We start from the raw sequence: 26,683 nt of genomic DNA on the forward strand, positions 1-26,683 counted from the left end.
TTCAAATTTGAAAGGGTTTATTTTTTGTATAAATTCAAGATCAGTGTAAGTATTTTGACAAAACTTCTACAAACACTGTATGATTTTACTTTATTTGATAATTGGAATTTTAGCTAGCATTATCGGAGCACTTCCGCTTGGTGCATCTAACATTGCTGTCATCAATACCACTATAAAACAAAACGCAAAGCAAGCATTTAAAATAGCTATAACGGCTGGTTTTGCAGAAGTTATCCTTTCTTATTACGCCTTGCACTGTAATATAATAGTTAGAGATTTCTTTGACCGAAATATGTGGATTCAAATATTAATTGTAGTTATTTTAATGGGAGTTGGCAGTTTTTTAATTTTCAAGAAGCACAAAGAAAAGTTACCTAAAAAGAAAAAATTAAAGTCTTCAAAATATGCCACTGGTTTTCTTCTAGGCATATTAAACCCGCCTGTACTTATCTATTGGATAGTAGCTTTTGGCATTATCAATAACAATAACTTAATGCTATCATTTAGTTCGCCTTTATTAGTGCTGTTTTTATTTTTTGCAGGTGTATATTTGGGAAAACTTTTAACACTTTACTTGTATAGCAAATTCAGTATTACCATAAAAAACAAAGTACAAAACATCACCTCAGTGATTAATAAGGTTACCGGAATTTTATTACTAGTCATTGGAATTGCCCAGGCTATTAAATTGGCGTTTTAATTAATTATAAATTTCACAACCAAGCCTTCATTAGCCCTAACATTAAAAACTGTATCATCATCAAAAATGAGATATTGCCCTTTAACACCAACCAATTTACCTGTATAACTTTGCTCCTTTTCAATTTTTAAACTCTTAGGTTTATCAGGATATCTATGCACAGGGAATTGCAGATTAGTCTCCGTATTTGAAGCAATAAAATAATCTTCAGCTTCTTTAGGTATAAACTGTTTTAGTCGCTCTCTCCATTCAACTAAACTCTCATCTACAATATCATTTTTGAGCATTTTTCGCCAATTGGTTTTATCGGCTACATGGTCTTTTAGCGCCACTTCAGTAATACCAGCTAGATAACGATTTGGAACCTCAACAATCTCAATAGCTTCATGCGCACCTTGATCTATCCATCGCGTTGGCACTTGTGTTTTTCTTGTAACACCAACTTTCACATTGCTCGAATTTGCTAAATAAACAATATGTGGCTGTAGCTGTACTTTTTTTTCATACTCCAAATCACGATCTTCTTTACCTAAATGGGCAGTACTTAATTCTGGTCGCATAATCCAATCTCCTGCTTGAGGGATATCAAAAAAATCATTCTTACAAAACCCTTGTCGGTAAATAGGCTTATCTAATCCACACTTTAAACATTGATGTTTTACAAATTCCATAGTGATGGTTTTACCCAATAACTGGTTCATATTCAGGAAATCATTCTCTAATATCAAATAGTATTGAATAGGCTCAGCTAACTCGGTTTGCATCTTTGTTAAAACACCTTGGTAAAACATATAAAAAAAAGTATTATTTTTAATGCAGAAAGATACCAAAAAAAATGCCTATTCCCTTAGTAAATTCTATAGCTTCATGGTTTTTAAAAAAGCGATTTCATCAAATTGAATTGTTTTTAAAATACCCAAATGAAGTACAAAACGAGTTACTATTTCAACTCCTCTCTACTGCAAAGGACACTGAAATTGGTAAGACTTACGACTTTAGTTCTATGACCAATTACAAAACCTTTTGTGAACGCGTCCCTATATCATCTTATGAAGATTGTCAAGAGATGATAGAACGTTCACGACGAGGAGAACACAATATTTTTTGGCCAAATCCAATTAGATGGTATGCTAAATCTAGCGGAACAACCAATGCAAAAAGTAAATTCATCCCTGTAAGCACTGAATCTCTCGAGGATTGCCATTATGCAGGTAGTAAGGATTTACTCTGTATGTACCTCAACAATAATGAAGACTCACAACTGTTCACCGGAAAGAGTTTACGGTTAGGGGGAAGCAAAGAACTCTATAAAGAAAACGGAACTGTATTCGGTGATTTATCAGCTATATTAATTGATAACATGCCTTTTTGGGCAGAATTTAGTAGCACACCAAGTAGTAAGGTATCGTTAATGAGCGACTGGGAAGTTAAGATGCAAGCCATTGTTGAAGAAACAAGAAACGAAAACGTAACTAGCCTAGCTGGTGTGCCTTCATGGATGCTCGTACTTCTCAATAACATTTTAGATGCTACAGGAAAAGACAACTTATTTGATATTTGGCCAAATTTAGAAGTGTACTTTCACGGAGGCGTGAGTTTTGTACCTTATTTAGACCAGTATAAAGCGATCTTACCTAAATCTAATTTCAAGTATTATGAGATTTACAATGCTTCGGAAGGATTTTTCGCGATCCAAGACCAAAACAATAGCAGTGAATTATTACTAATGTTAGACTATGGTATTTTCTATGAGTTTATACCAATGAATACTTACGGAACACCTAATATAAAAGCGATTCCCTTAAGTGAAGTTAAAGTTGGCGTAAACTATGCTGTTATTATAACGACCAATGCAGGCCTTTGGCGTTATAAGATTGGTGACACTATAAGGTTTACGTCTACAAACCCATATCGCATAAAAGTATCTGGCAGAACCAAACATCATATTAATGCTTTTGGGGAAGAGCTTATCATCGAAAATGCCGAAGATGCACTTAGAGCTGTTTGTAATTCTACACAATCTGAAATTGTAGATTACACAGCAGCTCCTATTTTCATGAATGGAAAAGCTAAAGGCTCTCACGAGTGGCTAATAGAATTCAAAACACCTCCTCAAGACCTAAATACATTTAATGAGCTACTAGACACCAAATTGAAATCCTTAAATTCAGATTATGAAGCCAAGCGACTCAATAATATGACCTTAAACATGCCAACTGTTCATATTGCTAGAAAGCGTTTGTTTTATGATTGGCTAAAGCAACATGACAAACTTGGTGGTCAACATAAAATCCCTAGATTATCCAATAGCAGAGAGTATATCGATGAATTACTCAACTTAAACATAATCCAGTAGTCATTCATCGGTAAAATTAACAGTGTCACTGAATTAGTCGTATTTAAGTCCTATTTCATCTAATAAATGCAATAAAAAGAGTACTTAAAGTTTTTGGGCTATAACTTTATTACATAATTAATCACATAATCCCTCACAATGAAAACGCCTTTCCTCACGGTGTTTACCTTGCTTTTTTGCATGGTATACTTCCCTACGATTTCAAATTTAGACCCAAACAACAAAAATCCTAAACCCATTGACAAACTCAATAAAAGCGGATTAGAATTTCATGTTTATGACTCTGAGATAAACACAAAGTATTCTGAAATACCATCCGCTATTTTCAGAAATAAACTCATAATGGTATCCTCTAAAAAAATTGGTGGACTTGGTAACGGAATAGATTATAATACCAAAGAGCCTTATACTGAATTATTCTGTTTAGATATAGATGCATATGGCACAGCTAAGAATCCTTTATTTTTCTCTAGAATAATAAACACCAAAAACAATGAGGGCCAAGTCGCTTTCTCTCCAGACGAAAAAACCATTTACTTCACAAGAAGCACACGCGATAATTCACTTAACTATCAATTACATAAGGCAGTTTTAGAAGAAGGATCTAATGGTAATTGGGTAGATGAATTAGAATTAGCAATAAACAATGATAATTATTCTATAGAAAATCCACATGTATCATTTGATGGAACCGAATTATATTTTTCATCAAACATGCCTGGCACATATGGAGGTTATGACCTATATGTTGCTCACATAAATCCAGACGGTTCCTTAGGAAGCCCATTAAATCTTGGACCAAAAATCAACACAAGATTTGATGATAATTTTCCACATTTATCAAAAGACGGGAAAAAACTATTCTTCTCTTCAAAAGGTCATGATGCTATAGGTGGTCATGATGTTTTTGTAAGTTCAATTTCAGAAGATATAAAAACACCCAGAAATCTTGGCAATCAAGTCAATTCAAAATTTGATGAAGTTGCGTTTATGTTTACAAATGATAATCAAGGGTTTTTCTCTTCTAATAAAAAAGAAGGAAAAGGCGGTTTTGATATGTATCGTTTTAAAGCCAATGTTATCTACCAACAGGTACAAGGTGTTGTGGTGAATGAAAAAAACGAACCTTTAATAAATACAACCGTTGTATTATTTGATATAGAAGGAAATGAAATAGAACGACAAACGACTGGAATTGATTCATTTTATAGCTTTAAGGTAAAAGCGTATGAAAACTATTCCATCGAGGTATTGAAAAAAGGATTTCAAAAATTTGAATCGACATTTTCAACTTATGAAACAGATGCTATTATTTACAAAGAAGTTTTAAAACTATCATCTAAAGTCTCTATAGTAGACGAGAAATAGATTAAAAAAATTAAAAATCCGATGAAGCACATAGTATTTCCCCACACAACGAGTATTTACTAGTGTTTGTCCAAAAGCATGCAAAGTCATTTTTATTATGAAACTAATCCACTTATATTTACGAAGTCTTAAAACAAAACAAGCCTAGAAATAGGCTGTCTTAAGATTAAAAATTGACAAAAAACACTTTAGATATTGTTAAGCAATATTAGTTTTTAAATCCAAATAAAAAACCACTCTCGGGAAAAGAGTGGTTTCTTTTTTTATGTATTCTTAACTAACATTTTTAAGAGACTGCTTTTAATTTTTTAAGTGTTGTCTTTGATAGTTTACCTTCAGCATAAGATTTACTAACATGTAGTTTTTTCTCATCAGAACTAGGCAATTCAAACATCGCATCGGTTAAGATTTCTTCACAAAGCGAGCGTAAACCTCTAGCCCCTAACTTATACTCTATAGCTTTTTTAACGATAAATTCTAAAGCCCCTTCAGTAATTGAAAACTCTACATCATCCATAGAGAATAATTTCTTATACTGTTTAATGATAGCGTTCTTAGGTTCTGTTAAAATAGCTCTTAACGTTTTTGCATCTAACGGATCCATGTATGTTAATACAGGAAGACGACCAATAATTTCTGGTATTAAACCAAAGTCTTTTAAATCCTTCGGAATAATATACTGCAATATATTATCTGGATCTGCAATTTCATCATCATGAGATGCTTTGTAACCAATAGCTGTCATATTTAATCGCTTAGAAATATGACGCTCTATACCATCGAAAGCTCCTCCAGCAATAAATAAAATATGTTCTGTATTAACTTCGATAAATTTTTGGTCAGGATGCTTACGCCCACCTTTTGGTGGTACATTAACGACAGTACCTTCTAATAATTTCAATAAGGCTTGCTGTACACCTTCACCAGAAACATCTCTAGTAATTGACGGATTATCACTCTTACGAGCAATTTTATCAATTTCATCAATAAAGACAATTCCTTTTTCTGCTTTTTCAAGATTATAATCTGCAGCCTGTAATAAACGTGTTAAGATACTTTCAACATCTTCACCTACATAACCAGCTTCTGTTAAAACTGTCGCATCTACAATAGCTAGAGGTACGTTTAGCATTCTAGCGACTGTTTTAGCCATTAAGGTTTTACCTGTACCTGTTTGACCAACCATGATGATGTTCGATTTTTGAATCTCAATATCATCATCAGTTGCAGGTTGCAACAAACGTTTATAGTGGTTATAAACTGCTACAGACATCACTTTCTTAGTATATTCTTGACCAATGATGTATTCATCAAGAAACGTTTTAATCTGTTGCGGTTTTTTAAGCATCAGTTCTGAAGACAATTCTGTATTATCAGATTGTTTAGACTCTTCTAAAACAATACCATGAGCTTGCTCAATGCATCGATCACAGATGTGCGCATCAAGACCAGCAATCAACAGACTGGTTTCAGGCTTTTTTCGTCCACAAAACGAACATTCTAATTCTTCTTTTGCCATAAATCAATGTAAAACTTAATGTTTCCGAAAGAAACAATAAGCATATGTTCTTTTTATCCTCTTGATAGAACTTCGTCTATCATTCCGTATTCTTTAGCTTTATCAGATTTCATCCAGTAATCACGATCACTATCTTCATAGATTTTGTCGTAATCTTGTCCCGAATGCTTACTAATAATTTTATATAATTCTTCTTTAAGGGTCAATATTTCACGAGCTGTAATCTCAATATCACTTGCCTGTCCTTGCGCACCTCCTAAAGGTTGGTGAATCATGACGCGAGAATGAGTTAACCCACTACGTTTTCCTTTTTCTCCTGCACATAATAATACTGCTCCCATAGATGCTGCCATACCTGTACAAATTGTTGCGACATCTGGCTTAATCAATTGCATGGTATCATAGATACCTAAACCTGCATAAACACTTCCTCCCGGAGAGTTGATATAAATTTGAATATCTTTAGACGCATCGGTACTTTCTAAAAACAGTAATTGTGCTTGAATGATATTGGCTACTTGATCGTTAATCGCTGTACCCATAAAAATAATACGATCCATCATTAAACGCGAGAACACATCAAAAATAGCGATATTCATTTGGCGCTCTTCAATAATGTTTGGCGTTAAAGCATTAGGATACATACTACTTACAATCTTATTGTAATATGTACTGCTAATACCTTGATCTTTTATTGCGAATTTTTCAAATTCTTTTCCGTAATCCATATATATTTCTGAAATTTTATTGTGAAACAAAAAAGCGTAAAACCTATAAAGTCTTACGCTCAAATATACTCATTATAAATATATTTTTTAGCTATAAAACTCTTTTACAAAATCGTCGTAAGTTATTTCTTTTGTCTTTAAGTTAGCTTCCGATTTGTAAAGGTTTAACAAATTAGTGCTCATTAATTGTTCTGACAAACGCTTTACCTCATCTTTATTTGATAAGATTCGAGCAGCAATACCTTCTAATTCTTCGTCCGAAGAGTTCATTTGACCAAATTGTGCCATTTGCACTTTGATCATTTCCTTAGCATGACTTTGCAAATCTTCAAATTTTACTTGAAGGTCATGTTTTTCAATAAGCTTACCTTCGATTAATTGGTAACGCATGCTCTTTTCAGATTTTTGATATTCTTCTTTAGCCTGCTCTGCATCCATTTCAGTTTCACCTGCTGTTTGCATCCACTTTTGCAAGAATTCTGCTGGTAAATCAAACTTTGTGTTTTCTACTAAATACTCAGTAACGTCATTTAATAGTTTTTGATCACCCTGTTGTCCAAATTGTTTTTCAGAATCTTCTTTGATTTTATCTTTTAATTCTGTTACAGATGTTACTGAATCTTTTCCAAACAGTTTATCAAACAATTCTTGATCTAAATCTGCTAATTCTCTAGAATTGATTTCATTTATTGTAAAATTAACTTCAATTTCTAAACCATGAGCATCATCGTGAGATACTTTTAAAAACGTCATTAAATCATGATCGTCATTAAATAACTTCTTCGTTTTTAAAGTTACAACATCACCAACTTTAGCTCCAATGAATTGCTTCTCAGTCGCTTTTCCTTTAAATTTATCTAAAGTAATGGTAACTGAGTTATTAATTTCTTTTTCTTCGTTAGCAAACACACCAGTAATTTCTGAGTCTTTAGTAACTTCTGTTTCAGAAACTATTTTTCCATATTGTTTTCTAAGTTGCTCAACTTGAGTGTCTAACATCTTCTTGTCAGCAACAATATTATAATGAGTGATGGCTTTTTTACCTTTTAAGTTCACTTCAAAATCAGGTGCTAATCCTAATTCGAACTCAAAAGAAAAGGCATCTGCATCCCAATCTAAATCATCTTGCGCCTTTGGTAACGGATTACCTAAAACGTCTAATTTCTCTTCAGTTAAATATTTCCCCAAAGCATCTTGTAAAAGTTTATTAACCTCATCAACTAAAACCGCTTTACCATATTGCTTCTTTACCATAGTCATTGGCACATGACCTTTTCTAAAACCAGGTATATTAGCCGATTTACGGTAATCAGTTAATATTTTTTCTACATTATCGCTATAATCTTCTTTAGCGATGTCTACTTTGACAACTGCATTTAATGCATCGATGTTTTCTCTTGTAATATTCATTTTATCTACTATAAGCCCAAAAAGGCATTTACTTTTTTACGTGACTAATACATTTTATCTATTAGAAAATGCATTAAAAAGGGCTGCAAAAATACGATATTTTTTGCAACCCAACAATAGTTTAAGCGATTGTGTTTTATACTATTTTTTCTTCTCTTCCTTTAAAAACGAATAGGCTATAGATTGTGAAATCGACAATAGAATACTAAACAGTAAGGCTGTCCAGAAGCCATCGACTGCAAAACCATCTATAAATCGGTCTGCAAGTAGAATAATACAAGCATTAATGACAAATAAAAATAACCCTAAGGTCATAATCGTAATAGGGATAGTCAATATAATTAAAATGGGTTTTAAAATGGCATTAAGTAATGCCAAAACTGCAGCAACTATAAGTGCAGCTGTGAAGCCACTAACAGCAACTCCAGTCAAAAAATGTGATAATAACACCACAATTCCTGCGGTAATTAAAAGTCGGATAATTAGATTCATCTTAAAAAGTTTCTTCGATTATTCCCTTAAAGTAACGAATTTAATAACAGCCTCATAAAATTCTTTCGGATTTTCGGCATGCAACCAATGACCAGCATTACTAATCGTCTCGATTTCAGCCAACGGAAAGTGTTGCTTGATTAGTTTTTCATCGGTTGGCATGACATACTCGCTTTTATCGCCTCTAAGGAAAAGTGTTGGTTTTTCAAATTTGGAATGCATGGGTAACCCTTCACCAACTTCGGAAACATGTGCTCTTAAAACCTCCAAATTGATACGCAATGCGAGTTTTCCTTTTTCAATCCAATACAAGTTCTTAAGCAAAAACATACGTGTTCCCATTTCAGAAACGTATTGTGACAATAGCTTATCGGCTGCGCCTCTACTTTTTATGGCATCAAAATCTAAAGCGCTCAATCCAGCTAAAATCCCATCGTGATGGACAGGATAAAAACGCGGACTAATGTCTGCCACCAATAATTTGGAGACCAGTTCTGGATATTCGGTAGCGAACAGCATTGCTGTTTTCCCTCCCATAGAATGACCTAATAGGATAATATCTTCAAGTTGATGTTCTTCACAGTACGCTTTTAAATCTTCGGATAAAACCTCGTAATTAAATTCCTCATCGTGAAAACTACGTCCATGGTTTCTCTGGTCTACCAAATGTATTTCAAACCCTGCATCACTAAATTTCTTTCCCAGCGTTTTCCAATTGTCGCTCATACCCAGAAATCCGTGAAGAATAATAAAGGGCTGGCCTTCACCTATGATATTTGAGTGTAGTTTCATTTCAATCGCTGTAAATACATTTGTACAACATTTTCAACACCCAAGTATAAACTTTCAGAAATTAGAGCATGTCCAATAGACACTTCTAATAATCCAGGAATATTGTCTTTAAAAAATTTGATATTATCCAATGACAAATCATGTCCTGCATTTATCCCAAGTTCTATATCATTTGACAATTCGGCTGCTTTAGTAAAAGGCTCTATCGCTTTTCTGTTTCCTAAACCATATAGGTGTGCGAAAGTTTCAGTATATAATTCGATACGATCTGTTCCAATAGCTTTTGCGCCTTCAACCATCTTTAAATCTGGATCTACAAATATAGAGGTTCGTATTCCATTGGATTTAAATTCTGAAATCACTTCAGTTAAAAAACTCTTATGTTTAATCGTGTCCCAACCTGCATTTGAGGTTAACGCATCAACAGCATCAGGAACTAATGTAACTTGTGTTGGTCTTACTTCTAATACCAAATCCATAAAAGATTTAACAGGGTTCCCTTCTACATTAAATTCGGTATAGACTTCTGGTTTTAAATCTTTTGTATCCTGATATTTAATATGACGTTCATCTGGTCTTGGGTGAACGGTAACACCTTCGGCTCCAAAGCGCTGTACATCTTTTGCAAATTGCACAACATTTGGCGTGTTTCCGCCTCGCGAATTTCGCAAAGTTGCTATCTTATTAATATTTACACTTAACTTAGTCATATCGACAATTTAGATTACAAAAATACAGAACTGATCTTGGTTTTTTGTTTTAAACCGAAAAGTTTTGATTGTGTGCAATAATGAAGTTATTTTTAATTAATTTTGATTAGAATTTTAGACTAGTATGCCATTACAAGAATACGTTATCAACGACATAAAACCACTCAACATTAACGACAAAGTGAGTGATGTTCAACTTCTATTTAATGAGTTGACCTATTCTCATATACCTGTTGAAAATAATGGTGTATATCAAGGCTGCATTTCTGAAACTGATGCGCATTGTTTTGAATCTCAAAAAACGATTGCCGATTGTAATTATGCCATTGACGGGTTTTTTGTTCGCTCTAACACCAATTGGTTGGACGTGCTAGAAACATTCGCTCAAAACTCATGTAACATTATGCCTGTTCTGGATGAACGCAATAATTACTTAGGGTATTATGAGCTAGGAGACATTATTGGTTTATTCAACGAAACTCCTTTTTTCTCAGAACCAGGTGGTATCTTAATAGTCGAAAAAGGTATTCCAGATTATTCATTTAGTGAAATAAGCCAAATTGTAGAATCTAATGACGCTAAGATTTTGGGTGCTTTTGTATCTAAAATGGAAAGTGATGTCATTCAAATTACATTGAAAATAGGTAATGCTGGTTTAAATGATGTGATTCAAACCTTTAGACGATACAGTTACAATATTATTTCTGGTCATGAAGAAGATACTTATGTTGAGAATTTAAAAGAACGCTCAGATTATCTCAAAAAATATTTAGACATATAAATATGAAGATAGCGATTTACAGTCAGTATTATCCTGAAAAGTCTTCAAATTCATTTGATGAACTTATTGATGTGCTTCGGAAGAATGCTGTCGATATTTTTATCGAAGCGTTATTCTATAAGCACATCTCCGAAGATATAAAACAATTAAAATCAGTTCATACATTTTCAGAATTAAATGAAACTTTTGATCTCTTAATTAGTGTTGGTGGTGATGGTACTATTTTAAGGGCCGTCACTTATGTTCGAGATTTCTCAATCCCAATAGTAGGCATCAATACTGGTAGACTTGGTTTTTTGGCAACGATACAAACCAATGAAATCGAAGCTGCAATTGAACATATTCTTAATGGAAATTATAAAACATCAGAACGCACTTTATTAAGTGTAGAAACCAATCCTGAAAACAACACGTTAATAGAGACTAATTTTGCGTTAAACGAAATTGCAGTAAGCCGAAAAAATACAACCTCGATGATTATTGTTGAAACACACCTCAACAATGAATACCTCACATCATATTGGGCAGACGGACTCATAGTCTCAACACCTACAGGCTCTACAGGATATTCATTAAGCTGTGGAGGACCGGTTATTACTCCTGATACTAATAGTTTTGTGCTCACACCAATTGCACCACACAACTTAAATGCTAGACCTTTGGTTATCCCAGACGATACCACTATACAACTGAAAGTTGATGGTCGTGAAGATCAACATTTAATGTCCTTAGATTCTAGAATCGTCACATTATCAAATGCAACACTCATTACTATAAAAAAAGCGAATTTTAAAGTTAAAATGGTAGAGCTGTTAGATGAAAGTTTTATTGACACACTTCGAAAGAAAATGCTTTGGGGAGAAGACAAGCGAAACTGAGTCTCGAATCATGCAATAAATCCTTATGAAATCAGTTTTCTGTAAGACTATTTGCCACAAATTACCGTAGGCAATTCATATTTATTATATTTGCAAACTTTTAAAAATTTATGAGGTATATAATCTTATTTTTATTGAGTACATTTTTCGCGCAAACAAGCCATTCACAAATATATGAAATTGGTGTGTTTGCTGGCGGAAGTAATTTTATTGGCGATGTAGGTTCAACAAGCTATGTTTCCCCTAACACAGCTGCTTTAGGACTCCTTTTAAAATGGAATCGAAGTCCAAGACATTCATGGAGAGTATCTCTAATGTATTCTGATCTTAAAGGGCATGATCGAAAATCTGACGATCCAAGACGAAAAGAAAGAAATTATTCATTTGATAGTAATTTGCTGGAAATTTCGGCAGGAATGGAATTCACGTTTATTGATTTCGATTTACACAAAAGCGGAATAAAAGCTACTCCCTATATATATTCTGGATTAACAACAGCTAAACACTCAAACTATTATTTTGATAATACTGGCGAATACACTTCGGAAGGAACAGACAGTTGGGTTTATGGTATTCCAATGGTATTAGGTATAAAGAGTAATATTACTAATCATTTTATTTTAGGTTTTGAAGTTGGCGCACGCTATACGTTTTCTGATGAATTAGACGGCAGTGTTCCTGATGCAGAAGAATTAGACGCATTTTCATTTGGAAATATAAACAGTAATGATTGGTATGTGTTTACTGGTTTTACCTTAACTTACACCTTTGGTCAAAGACCTTGTTATTGCAATTTTTAAATGAACTTGAAAGATCAAATACTAAGTGATAAATTACCAAACCATGTAGCCATAATTATGGATGGCAATGGTCGCTGGGCTAAGCAAAAAGGAATGCTTAGAGTTATTGGTCATGAAAATGGAACAAAGTCTGTAAGAGAAGTTGTGGAGACAAGTGCAGAAATAGGTATTAAGAATTTAACGCTTTATGCATTTTCTACTGAAAACTGGAAACGTCCAAAACTAGAAGTTCGTACACTAATGAAGCTTCTAGTTAAATCCCTAAAACGAGAAATTAAAACCCTTCAAGACAATAACATACGTTTATTGGCTATTGGAAATCTTAATGATTTGCCAAAAAAAGCCAATAAGGAGCTATTAGAAGTTATTGAAAAAACCAAAAACAATACACATATGACCTTAACTCTAGCCTTAAGTTATGGGTCTAGAGAAGAAATTGTTAAGGTTATAAAAGAATTAACAGATAAAGTTAAAAATAATATAATTTCCGTTGAAAGTATTGACGAATCAATTATAAATAAGCATCTTTACACGCATAATTTACCAGATGTTGATTTATTAATCAGAACCAGTGGTGAACAAAGGATAAGCAATTTTTTATTATGGCAAATTGCTTATGCCGAATTATATTTTACAGACATTCTTTGGCCTGATTTTAAGAAGAAGGACCTTTATGAAGCTTTGATTAATTATCAAAATAGAGAACGACGATTTGGAAAAACAAGTGAACAACTTAGCTAACTACTTACTTTTGAAAACTTACATTAAATCACTACTAATAGCATTTATTTTTATTACTTCAAATGTTGTAGCTGGACAGCAATCAGATTTTAATCAAGGTAAAAAGTACATCTTAGAAGAAATAAAGGTGACCGGTAATACCAATTTTAATCCTGGTACAGTAATCTCATTTTCAAGATTAAAAGTAGGAGAAGAAATCATTATTCCTGGCGAGCAAATAAGTAATGCAATTAAAAAACTTTGGGATTCTAAGTTGTTTGGTAGTATTGATGTTTACCTAGCAAAAGTAGAAGGCAACAAAGCCTATTTGGAAATAAATCTTGTTGATTTACCCGAACTTAAAGACATCACCATTCAAGGTTTAAAGAAGAGTAAAGTCGAAGAATTAAAAAAAGAAAACGACCTTCATACAGGAAAAAAAGTTACTGAAAATCTTATAACAACAACACGTAACTATACTACTAATAAGTATAAGAAGAAGGGTTATTTAAACACCAAAGTGACTGTTAACACTAAAGAAATAACAAATGATTCTATTGAAAAAAGTAGAGTTGACATGTTAGTGTATGTCGATAAAGGTGAAAAAGTAAAAATCGATAAAATCATTTTTAATGGTAACGAAAAAGTTTCAGATAAGAGACTTAGAAAAGCCATGAAGAATACGAAGAAAAAAAATCTTATACGAATTTTAAAGCGTTCAAAATACATCCAAGAAGACTTTGAAGAAGATTTAGTAAGCGTTGTTGATTCCTACAAAGAGAAAGGCTATCGTGATGCCAGAATCATTTCAGATTCTATTGTTTATAAAAATGATAAAACTGTAACGCTTTTCATAAACGTAGAAGAAGGTGAACAATATAAATTTGGTAAAATTGAATTTGTAGGTAATACGGTTTACTCCGATGAGTATTTAGATCGCTATTTAAGAATTAATGAAGGAACAACTTATAATGGTGTTGAATTACGAAAACGAATTGCAGATAACAGTAAGCCCGATGCTCAAGATTTAACTAATCTCTATCAAGATAGCGGTTATTTATTCTCTACAATTAATCCAGTTGAAACTAGTGCTGAAGGTAATGTTATTGATATGGAGATTAGAATTTCCGAAGGAAAACCTGCATATTTTGATCATGTTACAGTAACTGGAAACGACAAAACTAATGATCATGTTGTCTACAGAGAATTAAGAACAAAACCTGGTCAGTTATATCGTAAGAGTAATGTGATTAGAACTATCAGAGAACTTGGTCAACTTGGATTCTTTGATGCACAACAGTTGACCCCAAACATGAAAAATTTCAATACTCAGGATGGTACTGTAGATATTGAATATCAAGTAGTAGAACGTGGATCAAGTCAAATCGAACTGCAAGGTGGTTATGGTGGAGGTGGTTTTATAGGAACCCTTGGATTATCATTTAACAACTTTGCAATTAAAGATCTTTTCAATAAAGAGGCATATAAACCAATCCCTTCTGGTGACGGACAAAGTTTAGCCTTACGTTTACAAGCGTCTCAGTTTTTCCAAACCTATAGCTTCTCCTTTTCAGAACCTTGGTTAGGCGGTAAACGCCCTACTCAGTTATCGACATCGATTTCTCACACAAGACAGTTTTTATTTAATCCTATTACGAGAAAAGCAGATAAAGACAGACGTTTTAATATCACTGGTATTTCTATAGGATTATCAAAACGTCTTAAAGAACCAGATGATTACTTTAGATTATCTCAGTCTGTTGCATTTCAGCATTACAATTTAAAAAACTATAATACTGGTTTATTTACGTTTGGTGACGGTTACTCAAATAACTTATCGTATACCATTGGTTTAACAAGAAACAACCTTTATGTCGACCCTATTTACCCTACAGGTGGCTCTAGCTTCTCTATCTCGGCTAAACTCTCATTACCATACTCATTATTAAATGATGTCGATTATGAAGCACTTAAAAATGAACGAGACGCTTTAGACCCAACCGATAGTGACGATTTGGATAGAATTGGCGAGATTGATCAAGAGCGTTATAATTGGCTAGAGTTTTACAAAGTGAAATTCAAGGGTGATTGGTATACAAGAATTGTTGACAAATTGGTTATAAAATCTGGAGTAGAATTTGGTTTTCTTGGAGCTTACAACCAAGACCGAGGCGTCATTCCTTTTGAACGATTCTTTTTAGGAGGTGACGGATTAGGAAACTTTGCCTTAGATGGAAGAGAAGTTATTCAATTACGAGGATATCCTAATCAATCGCTATCGTCTCAAGATGGAGGTTCAATCTATAACAAATTTTCTCTTGAGTTACGCTACCCTATCACTTTAGGAGCACAAGCAAAAATTTATGCATTGACTTTCTTAGAAGCTGGAGCTTCTTTTGATAATTTTAGAGATTACAATCCGTTTAGTCTTAATCGTTCTGCTGGTTTCGGACTTAGAATCTTTATGCCTGCATTTGGATTATTAGGTATTGATTTTGGTCATGGATTTGATGCTCTTCCTGGCCAAACTGTTAAGAATGGATGGGAAACTCACTTCATTATTGGACAGCAATTTTAATTTGGCACGATATTTTCTATTAACAATACGACGATTTAAATGTGTGTGTTAAAATTTTTCTAAATATATTTCGTTAATTTGAAAAACTAAACACAATGACAGAATCGTAATTTAGTCTGTCGTTTTAAAGTTTATAGAAAATATTATAAATAATAAAATCATACAGATGAAAAGTAAAGTTCTTTTTTTAGTGACCATATTAAGTCTAATGAGCTTTGTTTCCAATGCGCAGCGTGGGGTGAGAATAGGCTATATAGATACCGAATATATCTTACAGAATATTCCAGAATATCAAGAAGCCAACTCACAACTAGATCAAAAAGTGCAGCAATGGAAAACAGAAATCGAGCTACGCCTTGCAGGAATTGATTCTAAAAAGAAACAATTAAACAGTGAGAGCGTATTATTAACCAAAGAGTTGTATGAAGAACGTATGGAAGACATCTCATTTGAAGAAGCCGAAATTCTTGATTACCAACAAAAGCGATTTGGGCCTAATGGCGATTTAATGATTCAGAAGCAACAATTGATTCAACCTATTCAGGATCAAATTTTTGGTGCAGTTCAAGAAATAGCTGGTGGTAAAAAATATGATTTCATCTTTGATAAATCTGCAGATGTAGTGATGTTATTTTCTGCTGAACGTTTTGACCTAAGTGAATTAGTAATAAGAAGTATTACACGTTCATCAAAACGAACACAAGCAAAATCAAGAGCTGAACGTAAAAAGGCAGAAAAAGAAGATGTTGTCCCAGTTGTTAATAAAGAATTGGACGAACGTCAAAAAGCAATTGAAGATAAAAAATCAGCACGTGAAACAGAAATAGCTGAACGACAAGCCGCACAAGTAAAACGAAGAGATTCGCTTAAAACGGCTGCTGCTGAAAGACGTCAAAAAATAATTGATGATAGAGCTAAGGCTAAAGCAGAAAGAGACAGTTCTAATACAAAGACACCTGCAAACGCTGAAAAAGGAGAAAATAAAAAGCCACAAGATTCGACAGCAGCGAAAACGAACTCTGGAACTAAAACACCGGCACAAATCGCTGAAGAAAAGAAACAACAAAAACTAAATGATCGTGAAGCTAGAAAAAAAGCACTTGAAGATCGTAAAAAGAAAATATTAGCAGATAGAAAGAAAGCAAAAGATGAACGTGAGGCACAAAAAAAGGCCAATGATTCCGTTCCTAATGATGATAACTAAAAACAATAATTATAACACGTAACAAATTTTAAAATGAAACACTTAAAAACCCTTTTATTCGCAGCCATATTGTTTGTTGGAACAACAAACCTTGCAACTGCACAAAGCAAAGTTGCACATATAAATACAACAGAGTTGGTGCAAGCTATGCCTGAGATGAAGGCTGCACAAGCAGAAATCGAAAAGTTATCTAAAACCTACGATGCAGAATATAAAACTATGGTTACTACGCTTCAAAACAAAGTAACTCAATATAGAGCTGAAGTTGATACGAAGACTGAAGAAGAGAACACAAAACGTGCTCAAGAAGTACAACAAATGGAACAAAGTATTCGAGAATACCAAGCTGGTGCTCAAGAAGATCTTGGTAAAAAAGAAGCTACTTTATTAAAGCCTATTTTTGAGAAAGCTAAAGCAGCTATCGACAAAGTAGCAAAAGCTCAAGGATTTAATTACGTATTAGACTCTACTCAAGGTGGTGGCGTACTAGTGGCAGCTGGAAAAGATCTTTTGACAGATGTAAAGACAGAATTAGGATTCTAATAAAGAATACTTAAATAAAACACAAGGAAGCCACTTTTAATAAGTGGCTTTTTTACTTTTGTAAGTAATGAGTAACAAACCTATTGGTATATTTGATTCGGGAATTGGAGGCACATCTATCTTCAACGAGATTCATGCGCTCTTACCTCATGAAAACTCCATCTATCTAGCCGATAGTAAAAATGCGCCTTATGGCTATAAATCAAAAGATGAGGTTATTGCTCTAAGCATTAAAAACACCGAATTACTTCTAGAAAAAAACTGTAAATTAATAGTAGTTGCTTGTAATACAGCTACCACAATTGCCATTTCTTATTTACGAGAAACGTACGATGTACCGTTAATAGGCATTGAGCCTGCTATAAAACCTGCTGCACTCAATACCCAAACAAAAGCTATTGGGATTTTAGCAACAAAAGGAACATTGAGTAGTGAGTTATTTCATAAAACAACCGATTTATATAGTAATGGTCTTAAATTGATAGAACAGGTTGGTGAAGGTATTGTTCCGTTAGTAGAAGCAGGACAAACTAACAGCGACGAAATGAAAGCCCTTTTAGAAACTTATATACAACCTATGCTAAAAGCAAATATCGATTACTTGGTATTGGGTTGCACGCATTATCCGTATTTAATTCCTATGCTATTACAGCTCTTGCCAAATCATGTTAAGATTATCGATTCTGGATTGGCAGTTGCCAAACAAACCAAATCCGTTTTAGAGCAACACAATCTTTTAAATGATACCACAAGAACTCCTCAAAATAACTTTTTTTCCAACGGAAATGTAAACGTCCTGAAAACTATTTTAGATGCGAAGTTTCCAGTATCTTATCTCGATTTTTAGAAACGTTTAAGCTATGACTTTACTCTTTGTCTATAACGCTAACTCAGGAGCTCTAAACGCCTTATTTGATGTCGGACATAAATTATTTAGTCCTAGCACATATCAGTGCAACTTATGCGACCTAACTTATGATACCTTCAAAGAAAATAAAATCTGGAAAGCATACAGAAAAGAGAGCTCCATTGCTATGGAATTTTATCATAAGGACGAGTTTAAAGTAAAGTATCCAGATGAAAATATGAGCTTCCCTTCTATTCTGAAATTGGAAAACAATAGTCTAACACTACTTTTTGATGACACTACACTAAATAAAATAGCGTCAATTGAAGCATTGATAACGCTTCTTAAAACTACGCTTTAAACCAACTTGAATACTTCACATAATTGTCTGCAATACGATTAATCTCTCCTGAGATTAACTCCTGACTTATATCCTTTACTTTTTTAGCCGGAACACCCGCATAAATGCTACCAGACTCCACAATAGTATTTTTGGTGACCACTGCACCTGCCGCAATAATACTATTACTTTCAACGATACAATCATCCATCACAATGCTTCCCATACCAATCAACACATTATCATGTATGGTACAACCATGTACAATCGCATTATGACCAATAGACACATTATTACCTATAGTTGTTGGTGATTTTTCATAAGTGGCATGAATCACAGCACCATCTTGAACATTAACTTTATCTCCCATTTTAATAAAATGGACGTCTCCTCTAATCACAGCATTAAACCAAACGCTACAATTAGATCCCATTGTGACTTCGCCTACGATAGTTGCATTTTCGGCAACATAGCAATCGTCTGGTATTTGTGGATGAATTCCTTTTACTGATTTTATGATTGGCATACTATTCCTTTGTGATTAGACTATATTTTAGTTTTTCGATTAAGAGATTCCTGTCTTCGCAGAAATTTGTCATTTAAAATAAGACAACAAATCCGATTTCTTTGACGCAGAGACCATGATTTCTTTTCCGTTGCTTAAAATAACACTTCCGCCTTTTCCTTTGATGTACTTTCTAATTTCATTCACATTCACCAAATAGCTCTTGTGAACTCTAGCAAAACTACCATCGTTTAAGGCTTCTTCAAAATATTTTAAAGTCTTACTCACCAATTTCTTTTTGTTGGTATTAAGAAAGATTTCGGTATAGTTATCGTCGGCTTTACAATATAAGATATCTGCTGTTTCCAAAACCTCAAATCCGCTTTGTTGGGGAATCGTAATCTTACCGTTCACACTATTCGTTTTAGGGACTAGTATTTGATCTTGTAAGGCATCTTCTTTGGTGCGAATTTCGGTCACATAATCTACTGCTTTAATAAGTTCATCAATAGAAATCGGTTTCATTAAATAATACGATGCATGTGCATTTAAAGCATCAATAGCATAATGATTATAAGCTGTAACAAAAACCGTTTCAAAATCGATATCACCAACTTTATCCAACAAATCAAAAGCATTTCCATAAGGCATTTCTACATCAAGAAACACTAAGTCTAATTCGGTGTTACGAATTAAAACCAATGCTTCTTCCACATTTGCGGCTTCTCCTAAAACTTCTACATTAGGACAATATTTATTGAGGTAATTCTTAAGAATTTCTCTACTTGTTTCTTCGTCTTCTACGACTATGGCTCTTAATTTCATTTAGTCCTTTTTAAGTGTTACTACTACCTTAGTTCCAGCATCTGCAGCATCTTGATAATCATCAATAAACACATCAACTTTATCTTTATACATGTCATTTAAGATAGCAACACGTTTCTTGATATTGCCCATGCCTTTAGATTTTTGTTTCTGCTGATTTGCGGTTTTTAAATCTTTAGAGCGCGTTCTTCCTATGCCATCATCGGCAACAGTAATAACGATTTCAGTATTACTTAACTTTGAAATAGTGATCTGTAAATGGCCTTTTTCAGTTTTATAACGCAACCCATGCCATACCGCATTTTCAATATATGGTTGTAATAACATTGGCGGAATTTGATAATCGGCAACCTTCACATCTTCATCCACAGTAATACTATAATCAAACTTGTCTTGAAACCTAGAATGTTCTAATTTGGTATATAAATCTAATAATTCGATTTCCTTTTGCAACGGAATAAAATCCTCCTCACTATTCTCTAAAACCGCGCGCATCAAATGTGAAAAATCTGAAAGATATTTATTTGCTGTCCGCTCATCATTATTGGCGATAAAACTATTGACGGAGTTTAGTGCATTAAAGATAAAATGTGGATTCATCTGACTCCGCAGTGATCTCAATGCTAACAAATTATTTGCTAATCGTTGCTGCTTAATGTATTTAAACATAAAAAACGCCATAATTAAAAGCAATATCAATCCGGTAATCAATGAGTAAATAATTAACTGTTGATTCTTATTTCGTGCTGCGACCAAACTTGTGGTGAGTGCTCGATCACTTTCTAAGCTCGTAATCCGGTTCTGTTGTTCTATAATATTACGTCTAAAACGATCTGCTTGAGAGAGCTCTTGCTCGCGTTTGATATATAACTCATCAACAACCATTCTATACGATTCAAAGGCTTTTTTGGCCTTCTCATAATCTCCAGCGTCCACAAAAACATCTGATAACTTTCTAGTCGCATCCTTTTTAACCACCAAATCCCCTTTGGCATCTGCTTCTTCTATACTTTTCTCTAAATACGGAATCGCATTAGCATAATCTTTTTGTAAAAAATAAGCATTACCAATTTTATAGTTTTGTTTTTGAAGCGTGAGCGCACTTTCATTTTCTATAATAGAATCACGTTCTACTTCTTCAACATCTTCGACAATCTCTTTTCGCAATTGAATTTCTTCGGAATAATTTCTATTGGTATTCTGAAAATCGGCTACCGTTACTTTTTCTTCCAAAGCACGGTTTTTAGTTTCCTTTTCAGCCAAATCAAGAGAATTATCGAAAAACCCTTGGGCCTTATCTACCTTTCCATTTGCATTATAAGCTTGTGCAATTTTCGAATTGAGATCTACAATTTTTGGCTTAATAATATGCTGATTTGCAACTTTCAATCCTTTCTCATAAGCTTCAATTGACGCTTCATATTTTTTAATATTATAATAGGTATCTCCTAGGCCTTCATATAAGATTACCAATTGATAATTACCTAATTGATTTTCATTTATGGCATTATAGGTTTCTAGACTTTCCTGATAGTTTTTATTACGCTCATATGCTTTAGCTAAGCCTAACTTGGCTTCATTGGTTTCCTTATTTTGAAGACTTACTCTATAATTAGTAACTGCCAAATCGTACTGTTTCCAGTGCATATATACTTCAGCTAAAACTAAATACGCCTCGGCATTTTGCTGTTGCGAACTACTTTGACCTAAAGCATCACCCACAAAAGCGATACTCTTTCCTACATCCAGCTTTTTATACTTGGATACAGAATCTATTAAAGCATTAAACGCTTTTACATTTATTTTAAACTTTGGGTTTGCCGTTTTGGTATCGGATGGATCTACCTCTACGGTGATCCTATCATCATTTTCAATAACGTGATAAACGGTTTCAAAATCTTTATGTCTTACAACCAATTCATCACCTTTTCGTGCTTTAATAACAAACGCTCCATTAGCGTCAGTCATCGTGTAAGCTCCACCATTAACTTCAATATTTACTTTTGAAATTGGCTTGTAACTATCACTATGCCTAACCGAACCTCTAATCGTAAAAAGAGGGGCTTCTTTTTTCTTATATTCATTATCCTCTTGCTGGGCAGTTATACTTCCGAAGGAAAAAAACAGCAAGATGAATAGACTATATGTAACTAATTGTTTCATTGTATGCCCACAAACGTGGGTGTTTTGTATTGAACGGAATAAACTTACATACTTTAATTGATTAAATAAAATGGGAAATCTGATGAAACTACAAAAACACTTATTAAATTGATTGGTTTACTCATTTAGTAATCGGTGTCACTCATTCAATCCACCACTTCACTCATTCTCGTTTTTTATTGAAAAAAGATGCTTCTAAGTTTACTGCATTAATCGAAAAACGTAAAACGAATGAAAAATCTCTCACTGAGTATGTTGTTCATGTTAATCACCATGACAACATCCTACGCACAACACAAGGGTAATTATAACCAAATCTCAAGACAGAATATATTACACTCTGGAAATGCCGCTTTGTACAATCCAACTGTACAGCAACAAATCAACAAAATTTTAAATCCGAGTACAACTGTATTCATTGATGTAAAAGCGCTTCAAAATGTTGAAGCCACAACCTACACTGCCATTTTTAATGTGTCACAAATTGGTCCGACAGCTGATAGTACCAATTTGCTTATAAACCAAAGAATAGATAAGATTAAGAGTCAGTTAAAATCTATCGGTATTACTGAAGATGATTTTGCCGTAGATGTAATTTCATTTATACCTAATTACGAAATTGAAGTACAAAAAAAGTTATTCAGTAAAACCTATACTGAAGTTCCCAACGGATTTGAACTCCAACAAAACCTTCATATTCAATTTACCAAAACCAACCAATTTGAAACGGTTTTAACCGCTTGTGCTAAAAGTGAAATCTATAATTTGGTGAAAGTCGATTACTACATCGAAAATATTGCAGAAGTCTATAAAAACCTACAAACACAACTCTTAAAACTTATAGAAGAAAAGAAAGCCTACTATAAAGTTTTAGGCTTTGATCTAGCCGACTACAACGTGGCTATAGCAGATGACCAATACTGCTACTTCCCTAAAGATTTTTATCAAAGTTATCAGGCCTTCAACAGTGTGTCATTTGAAGCGATCAAAAAGAAAAAAGGCGTCGCTACTGTTAAAAAGCAAACCTCCTATTATTACCAACCATTGTCTTATGAAAATTATGATGTGGTCGTAAATCCATCCATCTTAGAACCAGTTGTACAAATAGGAATGAATATAAGGCTGCAATATTCGCCTAAACCTAAAGAACCTATACCCGAACCCTTAGTTAAAACTGAAATCAAACACAAATATTACGTCGTGTCTCCAAATGGAACCATAGACATCAAAGCATTACAAACCAATTAACAGATACTAATATGAAAGTTATAACCTTATTCGCATTTATTACCATATTAATGTTCTCAACAAGCGAAAACCAGCTTCCAGAATCTCGAAAAGCCAAAGTGAGTTATTCAGATTTTGAAAGTTTAGTGAAAAAAGTCAAAAGGCACAGAGCCAAACGGCTTATTGATTTCAATCAGTTTTCAGAAAAAAGTAAGAGAGAACATGTGATCATTTTAGATACGCGTTCAAAAGAAATGTATAACAAAAAGCATATTAAAGGCGCTGTCCACTTGAATTTTTCCGATTTCACGCAAGACAACTTAGCTGCTATCATTCCAAATAAAACCACAAGTGTTTTAATCTATTGCAATAATAATTTTGATGGTGATCAAATTCATTTTGCAACGAAATCTGTAATCATAAAACCCCATGAGAACGACAAAGAAATCACACTAGCGTTAAACATACCAACCTATATCAATCTCTATGGCTATGGTTATAAAAACGTCTACGAACTATCTGAACTCATAACCCTATTCGATCAAAGAATCGCTTATGAAGGCACCTCTATAAAACAATTGACAAGTAATAATTAAAAACGAAATAAAATGAAGACAATACTTAATACACTAGTTCTCGCATTATGCATGATTACTTTTTTTTCATGCAATGCCAATGAGAAAAAAAACACCAAATCATTAGCCTTAGTAGAAACTAAAGCTCACGATCCCAAAAAGCAGTTTATCAAAGTTGCTTTACTATTAGATACTAGCAATAGTATGGATGGACTCATAGATCAAGCAAAAGCACAATTATGGGATATCGTAAATGAGTTATCCTATGCCAAATGTGGCAAATCAAAACCAAATCTTCAAATCGCCTTATACGAATACGGAAACGATAATCTTAATGGCGACGAAGGGTTTATAAGACAAGTGCTGGCCTTTAGTGATGATCTAGATGAAATTTCAAAACAGTTATTTTCACTCACTACTAATGGTGGAAACGAATTCTGTGGTCACGTTATTCAAACCTCTTTAAACCAATTAAAATGGGGAAGCAATGAAGACGATTTGAAATTAATTTTCATTGCAGGAAACGAGCCATTCTCTCAAGGAAAAATAAGCTATCAAGATGCTGCAAAACAAGCGCACAAAAATGACGTGAGCGTAAATACCATTTTTTGTGGAGACTATAACCAAGGCATTTCGACCTACTGGAAAGATGGTGCAGATTTAGCTCATGGCAATTATATGGCCATTAACCACAATCATGCAACCACCTATGTAGCGACACCTTATGACGATAAGATTCTTCAACTTAATCAAAAGCTTAACAAAACTTATGTGGCCTATGGAAGCACTGGTTCTAAGAAAATGAAACTTCAAGCTGAGCAAGATGATAATGCAGAAGGTTATAGTGAAGCCAACGCAGTAAGCAGAACTATAAGTAAAAGTTCACATTTGTATAAAAATGCAACGTGGGACCTGGTAGACGCAGAGCAAGAAAAAAATTTCAAATATGAAAACTTAAAAAAGAGCGAATTGCCTCAAGAACTTAAAGACAAAAGTATTTCAGAAATTAAAGCGTATGTAACTCATAAACGTTTAGAACGTGAGACGATTCAGAAGGAGATACAGCAGTTAAACGAGAAACGACGATTATTTATCAAATCACAGCAGACAGAAGACACTAACGGATTAGAAAATGCGATGATAAAAGCCATAAAGACACAGGCGAAAGAAAAGAAGTATACTTGGTAATATTTGGGCATTACCATGACCTTCGCGGGAGCTCAATCATGGTCGTGCTCTCGGTAGTCGCTTCCAGACTAAAAACGTCTGGAGAGCTTCAACAATACCTCCATCACTAACGCAAAAAAGAGTCTCGATAATAATCGAGACTCTTTTTTATATTATATATATCTAGTTTAGTTAATCGCAGGACAATTACATTCGTACTTCTCTCTTTTACAATTAAAGTTATAACCCAAGGTTATTTGATGAAATCCTCCATTGTTAAAAACAACTGAGTTTGCTTGATAAGAATACGTATAAGCAAAAACAAAGTTGTCATAATCTACACCTACAAATGGTGTAAAATATTGTAGTTTCTGACTGCTAACACCAGAACCATCTAAAAACTCAGCGCCATCTAAACTTCTTCTATAAGATATTCCTCCCCAAAGTTTACCGAAGTCCATTTTCTTATAAACCTTAGCATTAATATCTATTGAGGCTTCTTCAGTAGCATCTCTATAAAGAAACATCACAGATGGTTCAAAGCTATACTCACTACCAAACTTGCTAAATGTATTTCCCGCAGAAAATATATATGTTCTTTGGTTATCAAAACTCAAGCCTTGTTCGTTAAAATTAATCCCATCGTTGTTCAAAACGTTCTTAATAGTTGCATGTGCATAGAAATCAATAAAGTGATAAGAAAATCCAAAGTCTACATTAAAATTAGTAGCACTTTGTTCTACACCAGCAATAATTGGGTCAAAACCATCTGCTAAAAATTCTGTTTCATCCAATTTATACTGTATAACTCCTGCACTTAATCCAAATGACAACATATTAAGATCAATTTCATTTCGAGAAAACATCAAATGGTGAGCATAGGTAAAATAAGCCCCTGTTTGAGAATGATATCCATTCTTGTCATTATATACTATAGCTCCAATAGCCGATGGAGAATCTCCAATTCTACCATTAACACTTAATGTTTGCAAATTAGGAGCTTCATCTTGCCCAAACCACTGCGCACGAGCGGTAAGTCTCACTTTAGCACAATTAGCTACACCAGCCATCGATGGATGAATGAGATAGTAATTATCTGTTAAATAATCGGAATAAATAGGTAATCCCTCTTGTGCTGTTCCAACTATTGAAAACAGTGCTAAACTTGCTATTAAACAATACTTTTTTAAATTCATACGATTTATCTTTTCAGGGTAAAGTGGGCTTTAAATTCTTTACGGTCACCTGTATTAGGTTCATTGTACTCCACTACAAACCAGTAGTCACTCGTTGGCATCTGATTACCATTATAGGTACCATTCCATCCACCTCCTGTCGGACTGAGTTGCTTGAGTAGTTTTCCGTATCTGTCAAATATATAAATTTTTGCGCTTGGTTGATTATTTATTGCGCTAATGTTCCATGTGTCGTTATATCCATCGCCATTTGGTGTAA

Annotated in this window: 27 protein-coding genes; 15 read left to right on the forward strand and 12 right to left on the reverse strand. The window is 33.8% G+C overall.

What is annotated here, in order from left to right:
* The first annotated feature begins 79 nt into the window (after nt 1-79).
* A complete protein-coding gene (locus V7719_RS16235; protein WP_335730996.1) occupies nt 80-700 on the forward strand; it encodes a LysE family transporter in 621 nt (206 codons plus the stop codon).
* Here the strand turns inward: V7719_RS16235 and V7719_RS16240 are convergent.
* Nucleotides 697-1,491 (reverse strand): DUF2797 domain-containing protein, encoded by a 795-nt coding sequence (locus V7719_RS16240; protein WP_335730997.1) that lies wholly within the window; start codon nt 1,489-1,491, stop codon nt 697-699. The two genes, V7719_RS16235 and V7719_RS16240, sit on opposite strands and share 4 nt — an antisense overlap.
* 44 nt (nt 1,492-1,535) lie before the next feature.
* Between V7719_RS16240 and V7719_RS16245 the strand changes: the two genes are divergently transcribed.
* Together V7719_RS16245 and V7719_RS16250 are read left to right on the forward strand one after the other, a co-directional pair.
* Nucleotides 1,536-3,056 (forward strand): GH3 auxin-responsive promoter family protein, encoded by a 1,521-nt coding sequence (locus V7719_RS16245; RefSeq protein ID WP_335730998.1) that lies wholly within the window; start codon nt 1,536-1,538, stop codon nt 3,054-3,056.
* Between the two features lie 138 nt (nt 3,057-3,194).
* Nucleotides 3,195-4,424 carry a hypothetical protein gene (locus V7719_RS16250; protein ID WP_335730999.1) on the forward strand — a complete coding sequence of 410 codons (1,230 nt, stop codon included), beginning with the start codon at nt 3,195-3,197 and terminating at the stop codon, nt 4,422-4,424.
* A 286-nt stretch (nt 4,425-4,710) separates the two neighbouring features.
* On the opposite strand, the gene clpX is transcribed toward V7719_RS16250, so the two are convergent.
* The 6 genes from clpX to V7719_RS16280 all read right to left on the reverse strand — a co-directional run bounded on the left by clpX (nt 4,711) and on the right by V7719_RS16280 (nt 10,075).
* The gene (gene clpX / locus V7719_RS16255) at nt 4,711-5,943 is read right to left on the reverse strand and encodes an ATP-dependent Clp protease ATP-binding subunit ClpX (RefSeq protein ID WP_335731000.1); all 1,233 of its coding nucleotides are present in this window, start codon (nt 5,941-5,943) and stop codon (nt 4,711-4,713) included.
* Between the two features lie 53 nt (nt 5,944-5,996).
* Complete coding sequence (clpP, locus tag V7719_RS16260; protein WP_335731001.1) at nt 5,997-6,671, reverse strand: ATP-dependent Clp endopeptidase proteolytic subunit ClpP; 675 nt, start codon at nt 6,669-6,671, stop codon at nt 5,997-5,999.
* An 87-nt stretch (nt 6,672-6,758) separates the two neighbouring features.
* The gene (gene tig, locus V7719_RS16265) at nt 6,759-8,081 is read right to left on the reverse strand and encodes a trigger factor (RefSeq protein ID WP_335731002.1); all 1,323 of its coding nucleotides are present in this window, start codon (nt 8,079-8,081) and stop codon (nt 6,759-6,761) included.
* 141 nt (nt 8,082-8,222) lie between these two features.
* Nucleotides 8,223-8,573 carry a phage holin family protein gene (locus V7719_RS16270; protein ID WP_335731003.1) on the reverse strand — a complete coding sequence of 117 codons (351 nt, stop codon included), beginning with the start codon at nt 8,571-8,573 and terminating at the stop codon, nt 8,223-8,225.
* A gap of 18 nt (nt 8,574-8,591) precedes the next feature.
* Nucleotides 8,592-9,365 carry an alpha/beta fold hydrolase gene (locus V7719_RS16275; RefSeq protein WP_335731004.1) on the reverse strand — a complete coding sequence of 258 codons (774 nt, stop codon included), beginning with the start codon at nt 9,363-9,365 and terminating at the stop codon, nt 8,592-8,594.
* Nucleotides 9,362-10,075 carry a pyridoxine 5'-phosphate synthase gene (locus V7719_RS16280; RefSeq protein WP_335731005.1) on the reverse strand — a complete coding sequence of 238 codons (714 nt, stop codon included), beginning with the start codon at nt 10,073-10,075 and terminating at the stop codon, nt 9,362-9,364. Before V7719_RS16280 ends, V7719_RS16275 begins: the two co-directional genes overlap by 4 nt.
* 124 nt (nt 10,076-10,199) lie before the next feature.
* On the opposite strand from V7719_RS16280, the gene V7719_RS16285 reads away from it, so the two are divergent.
* The 9 genes from V7719_RS16285 to V7719_RS16325 all read left to right on the forward strand — a co-directional run bounded on the left by V7719_RS16285 (nt 10,200) and on the right by V7719_RS16325 (nt 18,787).
* Complete coding sequence (locus V7719_RS16285) at nt 10,200-10,856, forward strand: CBS domain-containing protein (protein WP_335731006.1); 657 nt, start codon at nt 10,200-10,202, stop codon at nt 10,854-10,856.
* Between the two features lie 2 nt (nt 10,857-10,858).
* On the forward strand, nt 10,859-11,734 hold the full coding sequence (locus V7719_RS16290; protein WP_335731007.1) for an NAD kinase: 876 nt from the start codon (nt 10,859-10,861) through the stop codon (nt 11,732-11,734).
* A 110-nt stretch (nt 11,735-11,844) separates the two neighbouring features.
* On the forward strand, nt 11,845-12,534 hold the full coding sequence (gene porG, locus V7719_RS16295; RefSeq protein ID WP_335731008.1) for a type IX secretion system protein PorG: 690 nt from the start codon (nt 11,845-11,847) through the stop codon (nt 12,532-12,534).
* Nucleotides 12,535-13,275 (forward strand): isoprenyl transferase, encoded by a 741-nt coding sequence (locus V7719_RS16300; protein WP_335731009.1) that lies wholly within the window; start codon nt 12,535-12,537, stop codon nt 13,273-13,275.
* Between the two features lie 10 nt (nt 13,276-13,285).
* Nucleotides 13,286-15,832 (forward strand): BamA/OMP85 family outer membrane protein, encoded by a 2,547-nt coding sequence (locus V7719_RS16305; protein ID WP_442969099.1) that lies wholly within the window; start codon nt 13,286-13,288, stop codon nt 15,830-15,832.
* Between the two features lie 166 nt (nt 15,833-15,998).
* Nucleotides 15,999-17,036, forward strand: coding sequence for an OmpH family outer membrane protein (locus tag V7719_RS16310; protein WP_335731011.1), 1,038 nt, complete (start codon nt 15,999-16,001; stop codon nt 17,034-17,036).
* Nucleotides 17,037-17,069: 33 nt separating this feature from the next.
* Nucleotides 17,070-17,579: an OmpH family outer membrane protein gene (locus tag V7719_RS16315; RefSeq protein ID WP_335731012.1), complete on the forward strand. Its 510-nt coding sequence runs from the start codon at nt 17,070-17,072 to the stop codon at nt 17,577-17,579.
* A 67-nt stretch (nt 17,580-17,646) separates the two neighbouring features.
* Nucleotides 17,647-18,426 (forward strand): glutamate racemase, encoded by a 780-nt coding sequence (gene murI / locus V7719_RS16320; protein ID WP_335731013.1) that lies wholly within the window; start codon nt 17,647-17,649, stop codon nt 18,424-18,426.
* A gap of 13 nt (nt 18,427-18,439) precedes the next feature.
* The gene (locus V7719_RS16325) at nt 18,440-18,787 is read left to right on the forward strand and encodes a GTPase (RefSeq protein ID WP_335731014.1); all 348 of its coding nucleotides are present in this window, start codon (nt 18,440-18,442) and stop codon (nt 18,785-18,787) included.
* On the opposite strand, the gene V7719_RS16330 is transcribed toward V7719_RS16325, so the two are convergent.
* From V7719_RS16330 to V7719_RS16340, 3 genes are all read right to left on the reverse strand, one after another.
* The gene (locus tag V7719_RS16330; RefSeq protein ID WP_335731015.1) at nt 18,777-19,292 is read right to left on the reverse strand and encodes a gamma carbonic anhydrase family protein; all 516 of its coding nucleotides are present in this window, start codon (nt 19,290-19,292) and stop codon (nt 18,777-18,779) included. The two genes, V7719_RS16325 and V7719_RS16330, sit on opposite strands and share 11 nt — an antisense overlap.
* A 69-nt stretch (nt 19,293-19,361) precedes the next feature.
* Nucleotides 19,362-20,096, reverse strand: a complete 735-nt coding sequence (locus tag V7719_RS16335) for a LytR/AlgR family response regulator transcription factor (RefSeq protein ID WP_335731016.1) — start codon at nt 20,094-20,096, stop codon at nt 19,362-19,364.
* Nucleotides 20,097-22,259, reverse strand: coding sequence for a histidine kinase (locus V7719_RS16340; protein ID WP_335731017.1), 2,163 nt, complete (start codon nt 22,257-22,259; stop codon nt 20,097-20,099). It abuts the gene before it with no gap.
* Between the two features lie 231 nt (nt 22,260-22,490).
* Here V7719_RS16340 and V7719_RS16345 point away from each other — a divergent pair, with 231 nt between their 5' ends.
* Genes V7719_RS16345 through V7719_RS16355 form a run of 3 tightly spaced genes read left to right on the forward strand, consistent with a single transcriptional unit; the run spans nt 22,491 to nt 25,249 of the window.
* Nucleotides 22,491-23,507, forward strand: a complete 1,017-nt coding sequence (locus V7719_RS16345) for an SIMPL domain-containing protein (protein ID WP_335731018.1) — start codon at nt 22,491-22,493, stop codon at nt 23,505-23,507.
* An 11-nt stretch (nt 23,508-23,518) separates the two neighbouring features.
* Nucleotides 23,519-24,082 carry a rhodanese-like domain-containing protein gene (locus V7719_RS16350; protein WP_335731019.1) on the forward strand — a complete coding sequence of 188 codons (564 nt, stop codon included), beginning with the start codon at nt 23,519-23,521 and terminating at the stop codon, nt 24,080-24,082.
* 12 nt (nt 24,083-24,094) lie between these two features.
* Nucleotides 24,095-25,249 carry a vWA domain-containing protein gene (locus V7719_RS16355; protein ID WP_335731020.1) on the forward strand — a complete coding sequence of 385 codons (1,155 nt, stop codon included), beginning with the start codon at nt 24,095-24,097 and terminating at the stop codon, nt 25,247-25,249.
* Between the two features lie 167 nt (nt 25,250-25,416).
* Here V7719_RS16355 and V7719_RS16360 read toward each other — a convergent pair whose 3' ends face one another.
* Together V7719_RS16360 and V7719_RS16365 are read right to left on the reverse strand one after the other, a co-directional pair.
* Nucleotides 25,417-26,424, reverse strand: coding sequence for a PorP/SprF family type IX secretion system membrane protein (locus tag V7719_RS16360; protein WP_335731021.1), 1,008 nt, complete (start codon nt 26,422-26,424; stop codon nt 25,417-25,419).
* Between the two features lie 5 nt (nt 26,425-26,429).
* A partial coding sequence (locus tag V7719_RS16365) for a T9SS type B sorting domain-containing protein (RefSeq protein ID WP_335731022.1) occupies nt 26,430-26,683 on the reverse strand: 254 nt, incomplete at its 5' end.

The organism is Psychroserpens sp., assembly GCF_036960315.1.
Classification (GTDB): Bacteria; Bacteroidota; Bacteroidia; order Flavobacteriales; family Flavobacteriaceae; genus Psychroserpens.